The organism is Bradyrhizobium zhanjiangense (genome assembly GCF_004114935.1).
In the GTDB taxonomy this organism is placed as follows: domain Bacteria; phylum Pseudomonadota; class Alphaproteobacteria; order Rhizobiales; family Xanthobacteraceae; genus Bradyrhizobium; species Bradyrhizobium zhanjiangense.
In genome coordinates, this window is sequence record NZ_CP022221.1 from 2,799,411 (window position 1) to 2,820,976 (window position 21,566).

Here is a 21,566-nt window from a genome sequence, read left to right on the forward strand (position 1 = left end):
AAGCGAGCTTGGTGCGACAAAAATCGATAAACTATTGTATAGCTCGTTTTCCCTTTCCTTTCGGTCTTTATCGCACAGTCAGCTATTGGAGCGTAGACTCTCGGTGACAATTGTCTCCGCTGTCGTCGGATAGCTCAATCTCCACGCAAACAGACGTCGCAACAGCGACGCGCCCTTAACAATAAGTGTTGGCCAACCTCAGCATGTATTCGGCTGGTTGGATAAAAGTATCCCGAGATGTTGATTGATCATGTAACAGGAAAGGTTGTGCCTGAGACCGCGCACGATCGCGATCTCGCTTTGGATTTCACCAAAGGAGTGCTCATCATTTTAGTGATCGTTGGTCACCTGATCCAATATATCCTCTACCAAAACGAAGGATTTTGGGATTCGGCATGCTTCAAATGGATCTACATGTTCCACATGCCCCTCTTTATGGCGATAAGCGGTTATCTTTCTTGCCGAGCGCTACTGGTGAAGTCGTTCACGCAAGCTATCGGCGATCGTGCGACGCAGCTCCTGGTGCCAATGCTGTTTTGGTGCTCTCTTCTGGAGTCATTAAAGTTTGCCGTGTTTCCCCGATCGGCGGGCGCAGCAGACACCGTTTTTCAGTTTCTGAATGAGTTCGCCGGCACATACTGGTTCGTCTGGGCTGCGTTCATTTGTTTTATTCTCGCTAAAACTATTTCGATCTCCAATCATTGGTCGCCCTTTGCCTTGTTCGTATCCGTCATTCTGGTCGTGCTTGCGCCTCTGACTTTTTCCATATTCCCTCTCATAAAGTATATGTACCCGTTTTACTGCCTGGGATTCTCATTTGCGCAGTCGAGAGACCGGTGGACGAGCATAATGCGCTCTCACAGGCCATTCTTGATTATGTCTGCCTCAATAGCGGCTATGATGTGCTTTCTGGCCTGGCGCAACGACACTTATGTCTACAACAATCTCGCTTTGGTCCAGGATTTGCAGTCGGGAAAAAACGTGCTTCTGATGTTCATCGGCTCCGCAGCTGCCTCAGCGGTAATGATTGAGGTCCTGCTTCGATGCTGGAATATTGGTCGCTCAAATCGGGTGGTCCGGTTTATCGCCGCGAAACTGGGGCCGAGTACGCTCGTGCTGTACTTGATTCAGGGTACGGTATTCCGCCTCATGGATTCCATACAATATGGAGAACTTTGGGGCCTCACAATGAGGTCAGCCGCGGCTGCATTTCTCGGGACAATGATTGTTGCCGTCGCGCTAGCGGTTCGCTGGACCGTGCGCGACATTCCTTATCTGTCCCAGCTCATGCTCGGAGTGCCACCCCGCTCACTTCGATAAGTAGCTGTAACCGAGATCTGATCAGGAGGCTCTCGCAAAACCATCATAGATTGCGTGCCTTGTGAACCTGCTATCTACTCAAGGCGAGACAATCTGGAAAGATGTCCTCGAAAATTGGGTCGTCGACCCACGTAATTTGCTTCCCCCGAACGTTAGCGCCGATGCGGCCGATTCCTTCGAGGGGAGCGCGAAGGTTCGGTCCCATGCGTCACGAGAAGGTGGGAGCAGAACGGCGCTTGCGATGATCAGAAGAATATCAACGTAGATACCAACAGATTGAGCGCGTGTTCCGTTTGGGGCGTGTGTGTGATGCTTGTCGGGTAATGAATGTATGACAGTCCGACGCTTGCATATATGCCCGGAGCGAGATGCGCGATGTATGTTCCCGTGACTGCTGTGCTATCGCGGTGCGCAAGCTGGCCTTTAGCCAGAGCAGCATCCACTGCAAGCTTACTCCAGGCCGTGTCGGTCGCAACGAGAGCAATCAGATCGCTGGGCCGGCTATCAAAAGGTCCCTTCGCATAAAGACGAAGCTCGTAGTACCGGCTGATCCTGTTGCGCTCGGGTGGAGCTCCCATGACGGAGAAGCCGCCGTAGATGCCGCGAGACGGCGACCCAAGGGCATCGCTCTGCCAGAGCTGCCTGTCCGCAGCGATGTAGTGAAAATTATTTCCGCTCTCCCTTTGTTGCTTGGGGTCCGCCAAATTCGTGTAGCGGCTACTGTTCAAACCAACGCCCGCCCGCAGCCACGTGTCGGGTACGCCGGGAGCAGCCTTGCTCTTGTAGCCGGCTTCTTCGACGAGAACGATGCCTGCATTGGCCGTGCTCCATTTCAAGCCGGTGGGATTCTCGGTTATATGGGCATAGGTACCATCTGGACTGATTGAGCGCTGGACGGAGACCTTATTGTACAAGCGAGCGTCAAAATTGTACTTCAAGTTGACCGCGGGCGTCGGCGCGGCATTGGTGCTCATCCCTGCCTGGAACAACGCAGACATGTTCGATCCTGTAATCCCTCCGAACAATGTGCCGGTGAACTCATTTTGGTTTCTGAGGTAGCCAAGTTTGAGTTCTAGTGTCCTGTCCAAGAAAGTCTGGTAGTAGGCGAGCGTATTGAGTCCCACTCGATCTGGCCCTGGGCGATCCCACGTCCAGTATTGCTGCTCGGCTCCTACGACAATCTGTCCGTCGGCAATGCCAAACCGGCTCAGATCGTAGGTGACGATCATGAAATTCGCCGACGCGAAAGTCGGATTCTGGCCCATGTAGAGCTGGTTTGCGATAGTGCTTCTCGCTGCATGCGGTAGCTGGTTGCTTGCAAAGGAGTTATGTGTCCACCCAATATATCCGATGCCAACGTCTGCCAGCGCAGATCTAACGCCCCCCTTGTCCTGATCAATCGTATCTGCAGGACCTGGGATTGGGAACCACAACCCTTTTTCACGTAGATTGTCGTACCTTTGGAAGGGATCGATCGTTTTTTGCGGTCTCGTCTGAGCAGCCCTGTCCCCATTGCCGCGCTTCTCGAAAGGCACTCCGGGACCTGCTGCTGGCGCCAGGGCAGGAGGGCGGATTGCCTGACGGATCAGGTCGATCGGGAGCTTTGCGGCCCGATCGGAAGTATTTCCTTTTTTGCTGGCCTGATCCACAGGGTGGTTACTAGGATTAAGTCCGCTCGCGGTTTGTGCCAGTACGGAATTGCCGCCCAGACAAGCCGCTAGCGAAAGTGCGATAACAAGCCCAGATTGCTTTCCCCTTGGTCTGAAACTGAAAGAAAGTGCTGCCCTAGCCGAGTATGTCCGAGACGAGGTCGTCGCAAGAAGGCAATCACGCATGGCGTACTTCGGGTCCATGTCTGCCGGCCATGAATAGATTGGACTGCGGCCTGATTGGCCCTGAGTGAGCTCCCGGCGGAGTGTGGCACGCGCCTGCTTCCACATCGTCATTGCGAGCGCAGCGAAGTAATCCAGAATCCCTCCGCGGCGGCAGTCTGGATCGCTTCGGCGCCAGCGCTCCTCGCAATGACGAGCAAGCGGCATCGCCGACGTCGTTTCGCATCCGAGGGCGAGGGGACGAGCCAGAACTCGATCTATCCGAACAGAGCCACTCAGGCTTCCTGAACCTCTCAGCTCGCGGCGCGATGATGATCTGGTCCGAAACTTTGCTTGTGCATGACGCCGGTGCGCCGAGAGCCAGCGGAGAGCGCTGGCTCGGCATATGCTCACGAGCGCGCGGAGCGTTCTGTCCTGGCCACCAAGACGTTGCGAATGTCCACCTTGCTCACTGTGAGCCAGGCGAGTCTGGCGGTGCCGCGCATCTGCATCGAAGGCGGCTTTCTGGACCAAACGGCAGCTAGCAGAAAGCAAGGCTCGCCGCGCAAGAGGCTTGGCTTCACGAAGCGCTTCATTGGTATCGTTGTCAGCGAAACACGAGACAATCGGCGGGCTTGAAGGCCGAAGAGCCCTTGAATGTGGGCGCGCGGCAACCACTCCACAACATCCAACGTGGTGGCCCAGAAGACCGGAGGAATCAGTCATCGAGCAGCTTTGGCGAATATCGGCGAGCAGTTGCTGGTTGCCGTCAGCGCGGCAAAACTTGTCTTGCATCCGAATCCTTGACGTGCGCGGCGTTCGTTGGTCACGCTTGGCACGTGCCCGTCATCTCGAACAACCTGCCGGAGCTGGTAGTTGATCAGGTGCAATGATTGCCGGTCCAATCGGCCATTGCGGCTCGGCCGATCAGCCGTGGCGCTTACGTGGCGCGTCCGGACGAAGTTGCTGGTCTGGGCAATGCGTGAGGCGGGGCTCCATCGAACACTTGCAGGAATCCGTGGACGGTTTGCATTCGTGCCGGGGGACGGTAGGAAAATCTGCAAGGTTCTTCTGAATGATGAGAAAATGCTGCACCATCGTCGACGAAGACGAGAACCGTTGCTCGTCGACAAGATAAGCCTGCTGGAATGGGATCTTGAGCGAGGACAATGGACTTGATTGATCAAGCGGCCGCTTCAGACTTGCGGCCGCTCTTGCACGGGCCATCAAGACGGATCCTCCCGGTTTTGGTGCTCCCGCTTATCCTCGTCGGCTCGTGTGCCGCTGGCGCCTGGCTTTGGGCTAACCTTGCAGAGTTTGTCGAGACGCCGGAAAGCAGGGATGTCGCTTCAACAATGAGCCTGTCACTAGAGGACAGGGCATCCCTATTCGAGATAAAGTGGGCACAGCAGAAAACTGGCGATGAGATCGCAGAACTCAATCGCCGGATTGGTGCCCAGCGGGATGTCCTCAAAGGGATACTGGATCAGATCACCATGCTGAGTTCGCGGATCGATGCGCTGCAGAGTTCAACACCTGTCCCTTCTGCTGCTTCCGAGCCTCCTTTGTCGCCAGCCCGGGCTGTTTCGAGGGTCGCCAGGAAACGCTTCGGGCGGTCCAAACCACGTGGACCTGTTTCCATCGGAGGCGCGCCAGTGATCGCCGGACCGAAGACAGCCGAGCCTTGAGGTCTGAGACGCTGCAGGGGTGGTCGAGTCTCCAACTGTGCTCGAGGAGGTGGACCGTAGCTTCGCAAAGCTGCCTCCAGCCGTAAAATACCCGAAGCTTGTGCGGGCGTCGGCTTCTCCAGCGGCACGTCGCTGAGGCCGTCACCATTATCAAGAGCACTCAAGGGGAGGCGGGGTAGAGCCCGTTCGGCATGATCGAGCCGTGGCCCTGAACGGCGGAATCCGCTGCGCCTCTCCTTCAATCAGCTTCCTTTTAGTCAGCCCTTCTGGTTTGAGGCCATAACGTTGTCATCACACCGTCGCTGCATTCTCGAAATCTGGCCTGTCTGCCGGAGGTGGCCTCTTCGGATCATTCCCTTCCCGAAGAGCTTAGATGTTTGTTATCCGATCACATGCGTGGCTTAGTTAATAGGGCGTACGGTCGAGATACGTGTCGAATGCGGCAGCAACAGCACGAATGACAAACCGGTGTTCCTGCTTGACCCGAATGAATCCCTCTTCAATGTCCACTATCCCGTCTTCGGCAAGCATTCCCAGCCGGTCGGCCGAATTGAGAAGAGGAATCGGATCAAATCCGTGAGCAGCACAGATCGCTGGTACGTCGGCCTGCAAATCGCACATCAGACGCTCGATAATTGCGGCGCGGAGCCGATCTTCGGGGGAGAGACAGTAGCCTTTTGAGGTTGCCAGACGACCAGCCTGAATGTGTTGGCCATAGGAAGCGGTCGCGCTCTCGTTCTGGACGTAACCGTCACGCAGACGGCCGATGGCTGACGGACCTAAGCCGATCACGGTTTTGCAGGTATCAGCCGAATAACCCAGGGAGTTGCGGCGCAGCTGACCGGCTTTCTGCGCCAGCGCGAGCTCGTCGTTGGGCAGGGCGAAATGGTCGAGCCCGATCTGGCGGTAGCCGGCCGAGACCAGCGTATCTGCAATAGCCGCGGCTTGCTCAGCGCGGGCCACATTATCCGGCAGCGCCGTCTCATCGATCTGGCGCTGACGTTTCATATAGGAGGGGACGTGAGCATAGCCGAAAACCGCAAGCCGGTCTGGCCGCATGGCCAGAGCCGTCCGCGCGGAGTCCACGCAGGACCGCACCGTCTGATGTGGCAGTCCGAAGAGAAGGTCGAAATTGATGCGCCTTATCCCATGCTGGCGAAGGCTTTCGACGACAGAAGCCGTTTGGACCTCGCTCTGGACGCGGTTGATCGCCCTTTGAACCACGGGGTCGAAGCTTTGCACGCCTATGCTCGCGCGACTGATCCCCGCCGCTTCTAACGTTTCGACCATCTCGGCCGTGAACGCACGCGGGTCGATTTCTATGGCGATGGTAGCTGATTTGCTGAACGCAAAGCAGCTGCGCAGGAGTTCCATCAAGCTCAGGAAATCGGACGGCGCAATAGTGGTTGGCGTCCCGCCGCCGAAATGCACGTCGCTCACCGGCAGAGCGGGCGGCGCTTGCTCTGCGACCAAGCGTATCTCATCCTGCACCGCCGCCAAATAGTTGCGGATCGGTCGCTCGCTGCGAGTGAGGCTTGTAGGGAAGCCGCAATACCAGCAGATCGAGCGACAGAACGGAACGTGGAGGTAGAGCGATACGGGTTCGTTCGGCGGCAGCCGCCTCAACCATGTCTCACAAATCTTGGGGCCGACCATCGCGGAGAAATCCGGTACGGTTGGGTAGATCGTGTACCAAGGCAGGCGAGCATCGCAATACTTGTTTAGGAGGGAGGTCTTCAAGGCTTAACTTTCCCATGCTCAAACAGCGTGAAGCTGACCGGTGCCCTCTCTTATGTCTTTGCGTTGTGTCAAACGCGCCTAACTGTTCTTGAGATTGGTGCCGCTCGCGATGTCACTGCGAACCCAGCTTGGGGGCCGGAGTGGGAGTGAGCGCCGCTCCTTGGCGATTATCTGGATTCTTGTGGGTAGAATGAACGTCTCTTACGAGTACGGCCCAAGCGGCTAGACGTCTCCCGACTCAGCCTGCCCTCATTCATCCGAGGGCGGGTCGCTTCTGCACTCCCTGACATGCAGCAGGGATCTAAAGGCATCACCAAGAGCGGGCCAGGCTGTACCCAGACTCAAGCTGGTGTTCCGTGGAAAATCGATGTGCATGCTCGCAGCATTCGACCGATGCCTCCCGTCCAAGGCCGGCGTGTCACGGAAAATACGTTGCTTGCTGGATGAAGAGCGCCAAGTGCGCGATCGTACAACGTGACGCTACGTGCGATTCAAGTCCTTTGGAGCAGCTCACGAAAAACATTGTCGAAGTTCAAGTACAAAACGCAATGAGCCTCAATTCCGCCACGCTGCTTGTCTCATTGCCGCGAGCATCATCACGGATGTACTGATGATGTTGGGCGAGCCCGGCGCACTTTCGACACCCGGCAAAGTGCGTCGGGTGCGCTTGGTTTGGCGGCGTCTCGTTCCGGCTCCAATGCAGCTCGCCAACTCACAACAACTTGCAGGTCCTGCTTATAGCGAACGCGAGCCGGGCCAGAAACCGCGCACGTGACACTATCTGCGATGTTTTATTCTGCTTCAGCGCTTGATGTCCTTTGTTTTTTGACATCGCCTTTGCGGCTAGCGGTCGCTGTCAGAGCGCGCACAATTGCAGTTGACCCCTCATTGGCCTCGCGATCAATCCGATGCAGCAGCAGCTCTACTGTTTCACATAGACCGCCTGGCGAGGCGTCGATCATCCCGTCACAAGGAATCGTTCTCGCGCGGCGACCTGGAGGCCATCTAGGCAGAAGCCGGTTGGGAGATCTTGCGCCGGATCATTACACCAAATGGGAGTGGCACCCCTGGCATTCCAGTCCATTCACACTGGATCGAGAAAGTTTGTGCTTCGTAAGCCGATCGGGTCTGAAGATCAACTTCCGCGAATGAGAGCTGAGCTATCAAGGCAGCGAGGATGATCGCCAAACAGTTTGATAACTTGAAACTGGGCACGCACCAGGGACCCATAATTGAAATGCTCAGCTCGCCGCCAGGCTTCCATCGGGTGACGACTACCCGCAAGACGGTTGGCGGCAACAATCAAGCATAGCGACGGCTACGTACGTCAGTATATGATCTGTGGCGATCATCCCCTTCAGTTCGCTATTGAAACGTTTGTGGCAAATGTCGATAGTTCACGCCCCCAAACCGCCTGGCTCTATCAGCAGCCTTCAGCGGGACCGCGTGAGAGGGTCTCAGCGTGTTTCAGATGGAGATGGGATCGAGGAACGATCGCGTCGACGCACCATGCGCCCAAGCGCCATTCCTGGTGTAAAACGGCGTCGAACTCATCGGAGAGCCGGTGAAAGGATGACTCTCTAGGCGTGCCTGATTTCATAGGGGCCTGCGCGATAGTGGCGGCTTCGTGGCGGAGGGAGCTCATTGCCGCGCCTCCGCATCCTTGCCAATTGACTGCGACCTTCTGGCGCTCAGAACATCTTCCCTGACAATCTCCATTAGCAGCGCGCTGCAAGGACGGACTTAACCCAACTTGCTCCGAACTTGGACTAAGATGGCTTGCAGACCGTCCACCAAGCTCCTCGACGTAGTCGACGCGCGAGCCGACAACGAGATTGGCGCAACTTTTCCAGAATACTGATAAAGATCTCATGGCCCGTGTCGCTCTCGAGGAAGCCGAATGAGCACCCTGGATCGATCCGCACGAGCGTGCCTAGCGAGAGCGCGCTTAGTCGGGGATCCCGCGGCCGGAGGTGCAGTCAGTCCAAGTTCCTCGCGATTGTCATGTGTCGACCGCCCTCATCAATCGCCAAGGCACCGCGCAGCCGGTGACGACGATGCGCGCCTCGGGGCGTCGCGCTTCAGCTTGCGGATCTAATACTTGACTGGGCTGGGAGAGGGCTGCGCTTGGGGCACCGACGGTTGGACTCGAGGCGGCCGCCGAGAGAAGGTGTGCTCCTTTCTTGGTCCAGGTCAACTCGTGCTGCGGCTCGCGCAAAAGGCGCTGTCGCCTTTCCTCCCCATGTCATGATTGCTTCAATGCCTTGCGACCAACCGGCCGCCTTTCAAGCCCCTGTCCGGGCGGTAATTTTCGCGAAATCAGCAGTTGGTATGACACTTGCTGGACTGGTGCGATCCGATCCGGGGTCCTCTCCCTTCTGGAGATGCGCATGCAAAGTGTCCTCTGCATCAAGCGGGTCTCGCGACTGCGAGTATCTCCCATTGCGTCTTTGACGTGGCCATTTTCTGCCCCTTCGATTCATTTGCGCCGGACCTGCCGGACGGACCCGCTGAAACGCCGGGCAATCATGCGAGGAGTATGGCTTCGGCTCTTCCGTGTTGCTCATCGATCGCGTCCCCGACGCCGTCATAGGGCGGAGCATCAGCCAACGGTTAGCGATGGCATTTCGCAAGATTGGGAAGAAAAATGACGCTCCTGTTGTCTTCGTCGGCAAGCAGAGAATCGATACCGACAACGCGCAGGTCGAGTCCGGCACCGCCAAGCGCATCGGCGTCCTCTACCTTACCTGTATCGCGGAGTTCAGTGCCCAGGACCTCCTCGTGCTTGGCCTTGAAGCAAAGCGAAGCGTCGTTCGGACAAGACCATGGTTTCTCGCCATCCAATCTGAACAGAGCTGGGCCTGTGACCGCTCGTGCTGTTTGGTTCGTCTCGCCAGCTCAGTCGTCAGGGCCCTCGGACTTTCTATCACTGCCAGACCATCAACATGGACGACCGCCCGGTGATCTCCGATTTCGCCAGTGGGCTATCGGCGAGCTCGACCGATCACTTTGCCTGTGCAACGGCGCTTCGATTGCGGCGTGCCGTTCAGCCTCGGACCAGGAATTATGGCGGCATTCGGCTGTTTGACGAGACGATCATGCCGGCGCAGCCAGCGGCAGGGCAACGAATCCGGGAATGGCGTCTGACGCAGCGTGCAGAGAACAAACCCAAGAGTTCAGGTCATGGAATTGAATTTGGCTCCGCCTGAAACAAGCGCAATCGAACACAGTGACAGGGAGCTTGATCGAGGTTCTGAGGCGCCCATCATGGATCTCTTTAGCTTCACCGAATGCGCGAACCAGACGCATTCGCTCAGAGCGTTGTTCGAGCTTCTCGTAAGCTGTGCCACCAAGGAAGGGTTCAGTGAAGTCGCTTACGGCGCTCTCAACTTCGTCGAGCCACTTCGGCTGATGGAGTATCCACCTCCGACTGTGGCTGTGAAGTGGCCGCCAGATTGGTGCGACCGATACTTCAAACGCAAGTACCATACTATCGATCCGGTGGTCCGGAGGACGCCAATGCTTTCGCGGCCGTTTCTGTGGGACCAACTCGCCGGCCTCTATAAACTTCAACCGGACGAGAGACGCGTACTGGACGAGGCGAGAGAGGCGGGCCTGAAGCATGGCATGAGCGTGCCATTGTTTGGCCCGTTGGGTCGGGTTTCTGTAGTGTCGTTTGCATCTGCGTCCGACGATGCTGATCCTCAGAACCGCATCGGTCATCTCAATGCGCTGGCCTGGCAGTTTCACACCGCCTATGGCGACATCGCTCGTCCCCGCGATAATGGTTGCGAAACAAAAATTGAACTATCACAGCGGGAGATCAGTTGCTTGTGGTGGGTCGCAAAAGGGAAATCGTCTTGGGAAATGGGGAAGATCCTGGACATCAGCGAGAATACAGTCAATTTTCATATCAAAAATGCGATGCGAAAGCTGGGTGCGACCAGCCGGATTCAAGCGGTCATTATAGCAATTCGCCTCAATCTTCTTTGAATTCATCAGTCGAATGGAACGAGCACGTGCCAAAATCTTGCTTCAGCTTCTGACAGGTTAATCGATGCCCCGCGATAATGGTTGCGAAAGAAGCGTTGCACTATCGCAGCTGGAAATCAGTTGCTTGTGGTGGGTCGTCGCAAAGGGGAAATCGTCTTGGGAAATGGGGGAGATCATGGACATCAGCGAGAATACAGTCAATTTTCATATCAAAAATGCGGTGCGAAAGCTGGGTGCGACCAGGCGGATTCAAGCGGTCATTATGGCAATTCGCCTCAATCTTCTTTGAATTCATCAGTCGAATGGAACGAGCACCAAATGCCAAATCTTGCTTCAGCTTCTGGCAGTTAATCGATGCTTATGGAGCTCCACAACCTGACGCGGCGAGAGGTTTCAGACTTGCCTTGAGGAAGGGAGGAGCGTGTGAAGGAAGAACCCCGACCGCAGTCGGGGCTCCCGATTCACGCAACCGCGTGGAGATCACTATTTGGCGAACCCAGGGCCGAACTTGTAATTGAGCCGTGCCGTGATGAGATCGACGTCCTGGTGGACGCGATCGGCGGCAACGGCCGCTGGGAAGCTTACGTTGCTGCGCTGCATGAACAAGTGGGTATACTCGACGCCGGCTGACCAGCTGGGCGCGAGGCTGACTTCGGCACCGGCGCCCAGCGCGCCACCCCAGCGCACATCATTGTCTTTGGCAATCTCGGTGCCAGCAGCCACCGAGTTCACGTGATAGGTGTTGCTGGTCACCGCAGCACCGCCCTTGGCGTACAGCAGCACGGCATTGAACGCGTAGCCAATATGGCCGGTGAGCAGACCGAACGCATCTGTCTTGGTGCCAATGGTGTCTGCTGGGAAGGCGGCGCTGACATTGGAGCCGCTGAAGTCGGCCCAATTGCCCTGGCCTTCGATCCCGTAGACCATGTTGAAGATGTGCCAACGATAGCCAATCTGACCGCCAATGGTACCGCCAGTCGAATTATGGCAACCCTCGGGTGTGACTCCATTGAAATCCCAGCAGTTGCGGCTCGTTCCCCAGCCGCCATTGACACCGATATAGTAGCCGGACCAATCGATAATCGGAGCTGCGACCGGCAGCGGTGGCGCCTTGACCTGGACGGGCTGCCTGGCCAAGTCCGCGCCGAATGCGGGAACGGCTGCACTGAGTGCGCCGATGCTTGCGGTCAGAATCAGAAAATTCTTCATTAGAGTGTCGTTCCTTTCGATGCCCCCGGCACCGTGCGTTTAACAATATGATCGCGAATTGCTGTAACTGCCGCACAACATGTCTTCGAAAGAAATGGGTCAAATCGCACGCCGCGTCAGATTGTGGAGCGTGCAACTTGCCATGCACTGCCTCGGCCGAAATGCTGCGGCCTGACAGCTGTCGCTTCGCACAGATACTTCTTTGAATGCGATCCGTTCGTGATGGCTTGTGATGGGACGCAATGCTGCGAGGTGTTTGGCTCTCTCTGTCGCAAACTAGCGACAAGGCCAGTCTGCGCCAACACGTCCCTTGCATGCGTACAGTTCAGAGAGTTCCAGCAAACGAAGACCGCTGATCGAAGACGCGTCTCGGGCACTCAAGATCATTCGTCCGGCAGGAGGGGCGTGCTGCCACTTGCAATCGTCGGCGATGCGGTGATGGCCGATCACAGGCCTGGATCGCTTTGGAATGATTTTCCTCAACCTCGACCTCGATCGACGATGTCAAGAAGCCGATGCGGCTGTACTTGACGAGGCTCTCGCTTAAAGTTGCGCAAGCTCGTGCCGAGCCAAAGATCAGGAGAGAAAACGCTAGGGCGTTTCCTGGCGCCAGCAAATATTGGCGCGGCTGTCCCGTCCCGTCGCCGACTTGCTGTGGGTTCCAGGTTACTGGTCTGGGGTCATCAGAAGAGCTGCATAGGCAACAGTTCGAACGTGCTCGCCTTCAGCGGGGCTGAACAAGAGTGGAGGAAGGTCAGCTCGACCACTCTCTGCCCCGGTTGTTTTCCCGTCGCATAAGGTCCCCAAGAGCCTTAACGAAAGCGAACTTATATAGCAGTGGAGGTTCAAGCGCCTTATTGCTCCGTCCACGGCGCCAGTTCAGCGCGCAAGCTGCGTATCGCCTCGTTTGCCAGATTCAAAGTATTCCGTTCGCCTTTCCTTATCGAAGACTCAAGGAAAGTGCGCAACCGGCTATGGAGGACCGTCTTGAGATTATGCGCCAGCAACGGATCCTTCTCAACAAAGCGCCAGGCCTTATCAAATGCGACGCTCACGATGGCATCTGTCATCTGCACTTGCTCGGGTAAGAACTGATCCATCTCAACACTCCACGACGTCCTGATACAAGGAGGTACCTTGGCAAAAGCTAACCGAGAGGCTGTAGCTTGTCCTAGCAAGTAAGACATCAGAGCCGCAGGACGCTCGGACATCGAGCTGCTCTTGGTGCTTCAATGAATTTATAGATGTTTGTTGAAGTTCCGATGACCCGGCAGTCGTATTGCCAGGCGCAATTCGAATAATTCTGAAGCGGCCGAAAGAGCACGCGTCGCGCGGCTTCGTTGCCGCGGTGCTCTTGTTGCTCGGCATCGGTCAATAATTGCGGCTCTTCTTCCTGCAATCGGAAGATCGGCGCCATGCCGATCACGACTGAAGCCGAACACAATGAAAATGGATCGTTCCGCTCCATTCGCAGTCTCAAGCTAAGAAGCGTTTCTGGAAGCTGTGGCGTTTTCCGAACACTGCTTGTTTGCTTTCTGATATGTGTCCGCGGCCCGTCGTCCTTTGCTCGGCCCTGCGCGTGGCCTCCTGCTCCGGTGCAGGCTCCAGCTTTCGAGCATGGTGGCGAACAGTTGCGATATGGAAAAGCCAGCGGAACCGGCGCGCTTACGGGACGGTGTGCCCATAGACGCCCAGTCGTCGATCCCTGGTACGTACGGCCGTAGCAGTCAGCCCAGCGATAAACGTTCGATAAGCGCGCCATCAACCGCAGAAAAAGGCAAATGAAATCTCAGTCGGCTGCTGCTGAACGTGACAGAATTAGCTTCGCGATCTTCAGTTGATTGGCGGGAGTTCGGAGCACTGCCGGTAATGCTGCCACGGCCTGATCGAGAAGGCGTCCCAAAACCTGAAGGTCTTCTGGGTAGTAAACGCCACGGTCTCGCGACAGTCGCGTCGTTCGCTGGTCGCTGGCGCGGCCCCCGGTTCTGGTATCGCCTAGCTGGCCGAGCTCCACTTCCGCCGTAATCATTTGGTTTGTGAGTGCGTTTAGCAGTCGGATCGCTTCGAGCTCGTTGCCTTCTTCGCGTATGAGGGCGGCCACGATGTCGAGTTGCAGGTCAATGCGTTCCTCGAGGTCCTCTGCGCGTGAATTGGAAGGGTCAAGTTCCACGGTGTTGCTCCAAAGTAGTCAAATGCAGGCAGCAGGCTGATTAACGGTTGTGGCAGACGGCGGTAGAACGAATGGCTTGCTGCACAAGGCAAGGTGCGCACGCACGGTCGCCGAAGGGAGAGGGTGGCAGGCATGTGCCGCGAAACGACCGCAAAGGCGGAATCGACGGTATTGAGCGCTGCGAACGGCTTGTAGATGGCCCATCATTTGATTGGATCGTCGAGCCGGTCCAGCGCGTTGGGCCGTGGCAGTGACTCCAGCTAGCGGGGACACCGCTGATGACGGCAAGTCGAGACGCGAGACCCGAACTGCTGCGGGATTGCTTGCCGCCTGACATAGCGATCTAGACGTAACCGGAGGCCTCGCCAGACAAGGGATAACCGCGTCGGGATATGGTCGAAGAGCGCCGGCGCATAGAATGAGATAGGGTGGCGTCAGTCTGTAGGAAGTGGGTGTGGGGGCGGCCCGCCGACGAATACTGTGCATGCGAGCAGAGTGAGAATCCACGATCACAGGACGTATGGGCGTGGGCAGTAAGATCGCGAGGCTAGTCTCATCAAGCCGATCGACATCAGTGCATCGTCCTGGCCAGAGGATATGTCGCTTGCACTTAGCCTGGTCAGATAGCTGATCGCACTGCTTTGTTTGAAGGCCGCGACAGCGGCGGATTGTCGACGCTGCCCGCCTGGTCAGGGCGAAAAGTCCAGCCCGCACCGGTGTACAGGGCAGTTCGCCTGCCCGAATTCTATGCGGCGCACGCATTTACTTTGGCCAAGCAGTGTGCGTGAGAGCCGATCTTCTTGGAGGGCCTTAGTAAGATTGCAAAGGGGGAGGCGACAGCGCGATAGATTGCGCGCCAGACGTTGCGATTGGCCATCCGACTGGATTTGCGCCGCACGCGCCTCGATTCCAAAGATTGATGGGTGTCGTTGGGGATACAGCCACGAGAAGCTTGAATCGGCCTGCGACTATGCTGAAAGCAAGAAGGATCCATGGTCCCACGACATTCGTGAAATGTGCTGTCCGGAAACCGGCGATCGACTTATGGGGTATCTGGCTGAAATTGGTAAAATCGAAAGTGTTGATGGGACGCATCCAGTTCGTGGATCGCGTACGCGAGTAATCTCATCGCGTACATCGAAAATGGGTTGTTTAGTGTTTTCCCGCTGTCTTGGTTCAGTGAGTTTAAGGGCCCTTGGGCGCGCCTGCTGATTCGTTGATGACCGGCCATGATTGAGAAGACAGAAAATCGCAGCGAATACCTTTAGATTGGACCCCAGATGTCACGACGGTCCCACAAAAAACCCCATCGATCCGCGTAAGCCGAAGAGAAGGCCATGGAATCTCGACGGCGACTATCCACCAGCTCCGGCCTCCCGCAGATGCAGGATGACCCTGAGCAATCGCTGGCCTTCATTGAAAAGGCCCGCGAGATCGAAGCGGACCAAGAGCGTCCGCCTGCGGATGAGTTGATAAACGCTCGCGAACACGCCCTAAGCCAAAGCTCGCTCCCAAATAGAAGCGCCAGGCGGGTCAGATATCGCCGATTTTCTCCAGTATAACGTGTACTGGACTACCCTCAACCATGAGCGCCTGTGGCTTCCCATCTGAGAAGTTGGCACGTCTGCGTCGGCACCGGCAAGATTGTCGGGCTCGACGTTGGAAACCTTCGCTATAGTGGTACCTACATCGAGCAAGGCGGCCGCATAAAGGGCTGCCATTGAGGCTACGATCGCCTTCGCGCCCAGCGCAAACGACAACCAAAATCGCAACCAGCTTCGGACAACCTCAGTGCGCCGGCCTCCTTGCCAAGCATATGATTCCCCAATGTAGACATTAGCCACCAAAGCTATCGAGAATTTCAGCTTTGATTGCAGTTGCCGTGTACAGGGAGATCTCCAGCGGAAGGTTTCCAAATGCAAGCTGGCAAAGCAAGTAGTTGGCACCTGCCTCCTCCATCTGGTGAAGAAGAAGCTGCCGGACGGAAGCTGGCGTTCCAACGACACACAATTCGCTCTCAAGTGCTGCATCGAAGGTCAGCGGAAGGGCGGGCGGCGTCGGAATGGCATTCAGGTCGTAAAGAAACTTGAAGCTCTCCAGCCATCGTCCATACGCAGTTTTGGCCGCCGCATGAGCGTCCTGGTCAGACTTAGCAATTACGACCATGCGGGCCAGGCCGAGAAATGGCTCGCGGCCGTGTGCAGTTGTATTGTGGGCTCGTTGGGAGCGGTAGGCCTCCGTAACTTTCCGGACAACAGAGGCGGGGCCTATGCACGCCAGATTGGCGCCATTTGCAGCGGCCCACTGCGCCGACTCGGCCCGATTGCTGGCGATCCAGGTCGGCGGATATGGACGTTGATGAGGCCTCAAGGTTAAAGGTATTTCGTTCAGCTCAAAGTGGTGTCCCTGATAGGATAGCGTATGTCCCTTCAGTGCAATATTCAGGATTTCGCTGGCTTCAGTATAACGGCCTGGTGCGGTTTCTGCACTGATGCCGAAATAGCCCCATTCAATCGGCTGGGAGCCGCGGCCGATCCCGAGCTCGAGCCTGCCGCCGCTCAACTGGTCAAGCATGCAGATCTCTTCGAATGCGCGCAATGGGTGATAAAGGTTGAGCAACAGGACGAGCGGACCAAAGCGCAATTGCCGGGTGCGCTGCGCGAGGCTTGATAGAAACAGGTTGGGCGAGGGCCCTCTGCCATGAGGTGTGCAGTGGTGTTCGGCCAGGTGATAAGCGTAGAAGCCCAGAGAATCACAGGCCTCCGCTAGCTTGAGACGATCTTCATATTGTCGTGCAGCATCTCGACCGTCGTCATCCAAATGGTCGAAAATGCCGCACGTTAGTCTTGAAGGAAGGCCACTCTTCACTCGATCAATCTCCGATTATGGGCCGGGGCGGCGAGCCCTGGTTGCTTCATGCCGTCGCGCTGAAAGAGGTATTGTTCCTCATTTGACGGCTTAGCGCGGTTCTCTTTGGGTGCGTGGATCCGAGGTTGCACGTGTGATGGGGTCACGAGAATGCGTAGATGGCGGTCCGGCAGTTACTTTGAGGTGGCGAAGCACCTCCACACCGAGCATGTGCTCGACCAGATGCATCGTTAGCTTCGCATTCTCCTCGTCCTGGGCCTGCCCCAACGCTTGGCCGCAGAAATGTCCATGCCCGAACCTAGCACAATTGTAGATGGCCGCTTCAGAGGTCATGTGCCTGCGAGCCGGATCAGCGCGACAGGGCTACTATTTGTCTATGGTCGGACGCAGCGTCTCCTTCAGGTCGACATCAGGTAGCTCTGCGAGGGCTGCAGCGAACGCGACGAACGCTACGAAAGCTGCAAGAATAAGAGAGCTTGCGAGTATCGCTGCTCCAACGTCATGAGTGCGTCTCATCATCCGTGTCACTTTGGGTTTGGGGAGGCGCGTTGACGCCAATCAGTTCTGCTCGACAGTTTCAACACGGCCGTCGCGCCAGCGGTAAACCAGAAAACCAGGAACCGCATTGTCTCCCTTTGTATCGAACCGGACTGGCCCAATCACGGTATCGATCGCCCGTGAACGAAGTGCGCTAGCGACGCGCGCAGCATTGAGCGAGCCGGTCCGGTTCACCGCCTCTGCCCATGCTTGCACGGCGGCATAGGCGTAAAGCGTGTAGCCTTCAGCGGACAGGTTGGAAGTTTTGAGTCCGGCTACCGCGCTGGCCGCATTGGCATTCCTGGCGGGGTCCGGCATGAAGGTAAACAACGTGCCGTTTCCAGTGGTGCTGGTAATGGCCCAGAATTCAGAGGTCATCAACGGATCGTTCGCCATGACGATGAGGCCCGCTCCTGCCTCTGATGCCTGGCGTACAAACAAGCCGATTTCGGTATGATAGCCGCCGATATAGACGACGCGCACCCCATCCTTCTTCATTCTTGAGACCAGCGCCCTGTAATCCTTTTCCCCGGCTACGTAGCTTTGCCGAATGACTTGTTCACCGAACCTCTGAAGCTGTGCCTCAACCACGTCGGCAATACCCTTGCCTGCGGTGCTCTTGTCGTCGAGCACTGCGATCTTGGCGTTAGGGTAGTTCCTGTGAATGTACTCAGCGGCAGCGGTGCCCTGTTGGTCGTCGCGACCGCAGATCCGAAAGACGGTCTGAAGCCCTCGTTCTGTTAGCTGAGGATTTGTCGAGCCAGGGGAGACCTGAACGATGCCTGCTTCGGCATAGATGTCGGAGGCCGGGATCGACGAAGAGGAACAAAAATGGCCAATGACCAACCGTACCCGCTCTGTTGTGAGCTTATTCGCGACTGCGACAGCTTGCTTCGGGTCGCAGGCGTCGTCGGCGACACTCATAATCACCCTGGTATCGGGAAGTAGGCCCGAAGCGTTCAACGCCTCGACCGCCGCAGCCGCACCATCGCGCATTTGCAAGCCGAACGCAGCGCTGCTTCCGCTCATTGGGCCAGCCACGGCAATCTTTACTTCGGAGCCGCGCGCAGCCGAGGCGAGGGCGCAGAAGAGGAGCGCTGCACTCGCAGCAGAAGCGTAATGCCCATTTAACATTGTAGAGCTCCCAATGCTCACCTGAAGTGAAACGCCAGCAGCTGTGATCAGACCTGCCTGCAGGTCGAGGCCGACTGCCAAGCGAAGCGTGCGTTAGGTCGGCCAGATTGCGACCACGTAAGAGCCTACAATTTGACGTTACGTGCGGTTCAAGCCCCGTTTGAAGGGAGTCTCGATCAAGGCATCAGGGAGCCCCGGATCGGCGAGGCCATGACGATCTGTCCGGTCGAATCCGTAAAACTGTCGGCCAGCATCAGAGCTGCCGATCAGCCAAAGTACGGCTGATCCTCCAACCCGCCAAGGGCGAGATCGAGATATTGCATGAGGCAGGGATCCCAACCAGCCAGACTGCGGGGGGCGCTTAATCGTGCAAGTACCTTCAGGATCATCGAAACGCGTGAATCGGCGCCGGCGATTTCGCTGATCAGCTGGCGTGCTGCAATTGCGACAGCTTTTGCCCGCTCGCCGCAAGGATGCTCGCGCCGATCCATACAATCACGCAGGTCGTCGCGGATCCGCCGCCACCGCTCCTCGCGATCTGCAGCTAGCTTGCAGGTGCATCGGGATGTCTGACTACGCGTCTCGACCCGAGACATGGCATTCAAGGTAGCAGGCAGCTCATCCACACTTACCTGGATCTCACTGTCGATGGTCATGTTGCGCAGGCGATCTCGCAACAGAGTTGCCCGAGCGACTTGAAGTTCTATCCGCTCTAGATGTTTGCGCAGAAGGTCAGTAAGTGAGGTCGTGCCCTCCATAGCTTTACGGATCTCGACAAGGGAGAAGCCAAGCTCACGTAGCGCCCGAATCTGGTGAACCCGTTGAACGCTTTCGCTGTCGTACAACCGGTGGCCGCCGTCAGTACGCTCTGAAGCTGCTAGGAGTCCGATGTGTTCATAATGATGCAGCGTGCGTACCGTTACTCCGGTCGCCTCTGCAAGTTCGCCAATGCGCCATCGACGCCTTCGTGGTGTAGCTTTGCTCATGTTCTTCAATTTCAAAGCCTACAACCTGACGTCACGTGTGATTCAAGCTATTTCAAAGCTCTAGCTGGATCGTCTTTGATTCCAGCGCGAGAGTGGTGACTATCCTCAGAATGGCGGGGGATCAACCCTGGGGGGAAATGGTGATCAACAAGTTCGTCAGGCATGCCAGTTGAGCATCGCCAGCCGCTGTACGCTCCAAGATGAGTTTGGCGATTGCAGTGCAATTTTCCGGAGTTTGCATCGATGGGGGTAGCGCGGTGACCGCACTATCATAAAGTTTTCCCAGGGCGGAAAGCTCTTCCGGATCGAACACGCCGCTGCATTGCTCCAACGTTCAACTCCATGTTTGTCATTGCGTCATGGCAGCGCACGTCGTCAAGACGTTTGGCGGCGATAGGGCAAAAAGAAGCCAGACCCGCGGCGCGGAGCGACGAAGATGCGATGTACTCCAGGCTGATGCGATAGGGCAACACGCGTGCGCGATGCCTGCTTCGACAGCGCAAAAGATAGTGGTCATGTGCATGATTGATGACCATCACGCTCACTGTGCTGGTGGTACGACTCCGAAAACGCGAGAAACCGTCTCCGCTCATCCGGAGCCACTACTGATTCGGAGAGTTGACAACGACAGCGCAGCGCCGATCCTGCTGTATCGAGGTGGGTGCGCACGACAGCCAGGTGCAACGTACGTCCCTGTCTCTAAAAGCAGGCCAACGGTCCAGCCGCCGCTCGCACGTCTAGCCTAATGCCAACGTGCGAAAGACCTACACAGCGTCGTCATGATAGCCGTCCGCTGCGACGATCTTTATAGAGCCACCATGAATTCGAAGAGGCGAGCCTAAATTGTGCGTTGAACACATTCGTTGGGATGTGAGGTTCGTACATCTTGAGATCGTCCTACGGCGAGACGGGTCGTGCGAAATCTCCGGCAGTATCCGCTCGTTCCGAAGTGCAGATGATCGAGGGCTCTTGTCCAGTTGCCATGCGGGTAGCCTCCTGCAACAATATCTCTCGCATCCATTGGCTTTCCGGATCGCTATTGTGAAGCACGGGCCATTGGACCGCCGCAGTGAAGGCGGGGAATGGCTGCGGAAGCTCGGCAATCCGAAGGGGGATCGTTCTTTGAAAATGCTTTACGAGCCCTAATGGCATCGTCCCTATGCGGTTCGTGCCTACCAGCAGGGGCGGGATCATGCTGAAGCTCTGCACGAGAATGTCGATCCGCCGATTGAGACAGAGATCGAGTAGAAAGGATTCCTCGACCGGCGTCTTGCGCGCACCTCCGAGCTTAACCGCAACATGGCCCATCGACATATACCGATCAAATGTAAGCTGCCGTAGTAGTTGGCTGTTCGTGCAGCAACCTACACAGACGAGTCTCTCCTCGAATAGGGCCGCCCTGGGGTGCGCGCTGGACATGAATAATTCCGGCAAGATAACAAAATCGACTTCGCCGCGGCGGAGAAGCTCATCATGCTCATCGGTGAGCGCCACGAGTTCGAAGCTGACGGCAGGCGCTTCTCGCGCGACGCGCTCCACAACATTTCGAAAGAATACGACTGTTATAAAGTCAGAAAGGCCGATCCTGAATCGCCGGTTCGATCGAGCTGGGTCGAACGCGTCCCGCGCGATAATTGATAGCTCAATGTGCGTTAGAGCCTCGCGCACAGGAGCTGCGAGTGCTTCCGCGCGTGAGGTCGGGACAAGTTCCCGCCCCCTCATCCCAAACAGCTCGTCATGGAAATAGGAGCGCAGCCGGGCAACGGCGGCGCTCATCGCCGGCTGACTAAGGTTGATCTTGCGTGCCGCTGCGCTGAGGTTGCGCTCAGTCATTAGAGCATCCAGCGCGACGAGAAGATTCAGATCCAGACCTTTGAAACGCATGTCTTCTTATCCGGCGCGAACGTAATTGCGGCACATACAACGAGCGGTGATGCCTGCGTCTGGAGAGGTCCTATTGGTTCGCCCGAATGGACATTGTTTCCATCGTGCGATCGCGAGAAGACGCTCGTGAAATGACCGCAACAATTGAGAGCAAGGCGGTAGGCCGGCCAGCAGCGGCCGGAAACCGTCAGGAGTCCCGAAGCTGATCGGTCTCGCCGCTTCCAGC

Annotated in this window: 17 protein-coding genes; 6 read left to right on the forward strand and 11 right to left on the reverse strand. The window is 56.8% G+C overall.

What is annotated here, in order from left to right; genetic code table 11:
• The first annotated feature begins 237 nt into the window (after positions 1–237).
• The gene (nolL, locus tag XH85_RS13025) at positions 238–1,320 is read left to right on the forward strand and encodes a nodulation factor fucose acetyltransferase NolL (RefSeq protein WP_128932128.1); all 1,083 of its coding nucleotides are present in this window, start codon (positions 238–240) and stop codon (positions 1,318–1,320) included.
• Between the two features lie 245 nt (positions 1,321–1,565).
• Here nolL and XH85_RS13030 read toward each other — a convergent pair whose 3' ends face one another.
• Positions 1,566–2,969, reverse strand: a complete 1,404-nt coding sequence (locus XH85_RS13030; RefSeq protein WP_245474065.1) for a carbohydrate porin — start codon at positions 2,967–2,969, stop codon at positions 1,566–1,568.
• 618 nt (positions 2,970–3,587) lie between these two features.
• On the opposite strand from XH85_RS13030, the gene XH85_RS44955 reads away from it, so the two are divergent.
• Both XH85_RS44955 and XH85_RS44960 read left to right on the forward strand, forming a co-directional pair.
• On the forward strand, positions 3,588–3,770 hold the full coding sequence (locus XH85_RS44955; RefSeq protein ID WP_164940754.1) for a hypothetical protein: 183 nt from the start codon (positions 3,588–3,590) through the stop codon (positions 3,768–3,770).
• Positions 3,771–3,788: 18 nt separating this feature from the next.
• On the forward strand, positions 3,789–3,938 hold the full coding sequence (locus tag XH85_RS44960) for a hypothetical protein (RefSeq protein WP_164940755.1): 150 nt from the start codon (positions 3,789–3,791) through the stop codon (positions 3,936–3,938).
• Positions 3,939–5,224: 1,286 nt separating this feature from the next.
• Here XH85_RS44960 and hemN read toward each other — a convergent pair.
• On the reverse strand, positions 5,225–6,559 hold the full coding sequence (gene hemN / locus XH85_RS13050; RefSeq protein WP_128932131.1) for an oxygen-independent coproporphyrinogen III oxidase: 1,335 nt from the start codon (positions 6,557–6,559) through the stop codon (positions 5,225–5,227).
• Positions 6,560–9,115: 2,556 nt separating this feature from the next.
• Here hemN and XH85_RS45880 point away from each other — a divergent pair.
• From XH85_RS45880 to XH85_RS13065, 3 genes are all read left to right on the forward strand, one after another.
• A complete protein-coding gene (locus XH85_RS45880; RefSeq protein WP_208758120.1) occupies positions 9,116–9,523 on the forward strand; it encodes an adenine nucleotide alpha hydrolase family protein in 408 nt (135 codons plus the stop codon).
• Positions 9,524–9,826: 303 nt separating this feature from the next.
• Entirely contained in the window at positions 9,827–10,552 is a 726-nt protein-coding gene (locus XH85_RS13060; protein WP_128937247.1) for a helix-turn-helix transcriptional regulator, read from the forward strand.
• Between the two features lie 64 nt (positions 10,553–10,616).
• Entirely contained in the window at positions 10,617–10,841 is a 225-nt protein-coding gene (locus XH85_RS13065; RefSeq protein WP_128932132.1) for a response regulator transcription factor, read from the forward strand.
• Positions 10,842–11,035: 194 nt separating this feature from the next.
• Here the strand turns inward: XH85_RS13065 and XH85_RS13070 are convergent, their stop codons facing one another.
• From XH85_RS13070 to nodD2, 9 genes are all read right to left on the reverse strand, one after another.
• A complete protein-coding gene (locus tag XH85_RS13070) occupies positions 11,036–11,761 on the reverse strand; it encodes an outer membrane protein (RefSeq protein ID WP_128932133.1) in 726 nt (241 codons plus the stop codon).
• A gap of 854 nt (positions 11,762–12,615) precedes the next feature.
• Entirely contained in the window at positions 12,616–12,861 is a 246-nt protein-coding gene (locus XH85_RS13075) for a hypothetical protein (protein WP_128932134.1), read from the reverse strand.
• A gap of 86 nt (positions 12,862–12,947) precedes the next feature.
• Positions 12,948–13,229 carry a hypothetical protein gene (locus XH85_RS13080; RefSeq protein ID WP_128932135.1) on the reverse strand — a complete coding sequence of 94 codons (282 nt, stop codon included), beginning with the start codon at positions 13,227–13,229 and terminating at the stop codon, positions 12,948–12,950.
• A 321-nt stretch (positions 13,230–13,550) separates the two neighbouring features.
• Positions 13,551–13,931, reverse strand: a complete 381-nt coding sequence (locus XH85_RS13085; RefSeq protein ID WP_128932136.1) for a NolY — start codon at positions 13,929–13,931, stop codon at positions 13,551–13,553.
• Between the two features lie 1,836 nt (positions 13,932–15,767).
• Positions 15,768–16,799 carry an LLM class flavin-dependent oxidoreductase gene (locus XH85_RS13095; protein ID WP_128932138.1) on the reverse strand — a complete coding sequence of 344 codons (1,032 nt, stop codon included), beginning with the start codon at positions 16,797–16,799 and terminating at the stop codon, positions 15,768–15,770.
• Positions 16,800–17,357: 558 nt separating this feature from the next.
• Positions 17,358–18,470: a branched-chain amino acid ABC transporter substrate-binding protein gene (locus tag XH85_RS13100; protein ID WP_128932139.1), complete on the reverse strand. Its 1,113-nt coding sequence runs from the start codon at positions 18,468–18,470 to the stop codon at positions 17,358–17,360.
• Between the two features lie 266 nt (positions 18,471–18,736).
• On the reverse strand, positions 18,737–19,456 hold the full coding sequence (locus XH85_RS13105; RefSeq protein ID WP_206732823.1) for a MerR family transcriptional regulator: 720 nt from the start codon (positions 19,454–19,456) through the stop codon (positions 18,737–18,739).
• Positions 19,457–19,577: 121 nt separating this feature from the next.
• Positions 19,578–19,787: a hypothetical protein gene (locus XH85_RS13110; protein WP_164935080.1), complete on the reverse strand. Its 210-nt coding sequence runs from the start codon at positions 19,785–19,787 to the stop codon at positions 19,578–19,580.
• Positions 19,788–20,353: 566 nt separating this feature from the next.
• Positions 20,354–21,340: a transcriptional regulator NodD2 gene (gene nodD2, locus XH85_RS13115; RefSeq protein WP_128932140.1), complete on the reverse strand. Its 987-nt coding sequence runs from the start codon at positions 21,338–21,340 to the stop codon at positions 20,354–20,356.
• Positions 21,341–21,566: the final 226 nt, after the last annotated feature.

Bases quoted from the DNA above. Each gene is read 5' to 3' on its own strand.
- XH85_RS13080 (WP_128932135.1), bottom strand. From the start codon at position 13,229: ATGGAGCGGAACGATCCATTTTCATTGTGTTCGGCTTCAGTCGTGATC.
- XH85_RS13075 (WP_128932134.1), bottom strand. From the start codon at position 12,861: ATGGATCAGTTCTTACCCGAGCAAGTGCAGATGACAGATGCCATCGTG.
- XH85_RS44960 (WP_164940755.1), top strand. From the start codon at position 3,789: ATGTGGGCGCGCGGCAACCACTCCACAACATCCAACGTGGTGGCCCAG.
- XH85_RS13060 (WP_128937247.1), top strand. From the start codon at position 9,827: ATGGATCTCTTTAGCTTCACCGAATGCGCGAACCAGACGCATTCGCTC.
- XH85_RS13070 (WP_128932133.1), bottom strand. From the start codon at position 11,761: ATGAAGAATTTTCTGATTCTGACCGCAAGCATCGGCGCACTCAGTGCA.
- XH85_RS13105 (WP_206732823.1), bottom strand. From the start codon at position 19,456: ATGAGCAAAGCTACACCACGAAGGCGTCGATGGCGCATTGGCGAACTT.
- XH85_RS13065 (WP_128932132.1), top strand. From the start codon at position 10,617: ATGCCCCGCGATAATGGTTGCGAAAGAAGCGTTGCACTATCGCAGCTG.
- XH85_RS13100 (WP_128932139.1), bottom strand. From the start codon at position 18,470: ATGTTAAATGGGCATTACGCTTCTGCTGCGAGTGCAGCGCTCCTCTTC.
- nodD2 (WP_128932140.1), bottom strand. From the start codon at position 21,340: ATGCGTTTCAAAGGTCTGGATCTGAATCTTCTCGTCGCGCTGGATGCT.
- nolL (WP_128932128.1), top strand. From the start codon at position 238: ATGTTGATTGATCATGTAACAGGAAAGGTTGTGCCTGAGACCGCGCAC.
- XH85_RS44955 (WP_164940754.1), top strand. From the start codon at position 3,588: ATGTCCACCTTGCTCACTGTGAGCCAGGCGAGTCTGGCGGTGCCGCGC.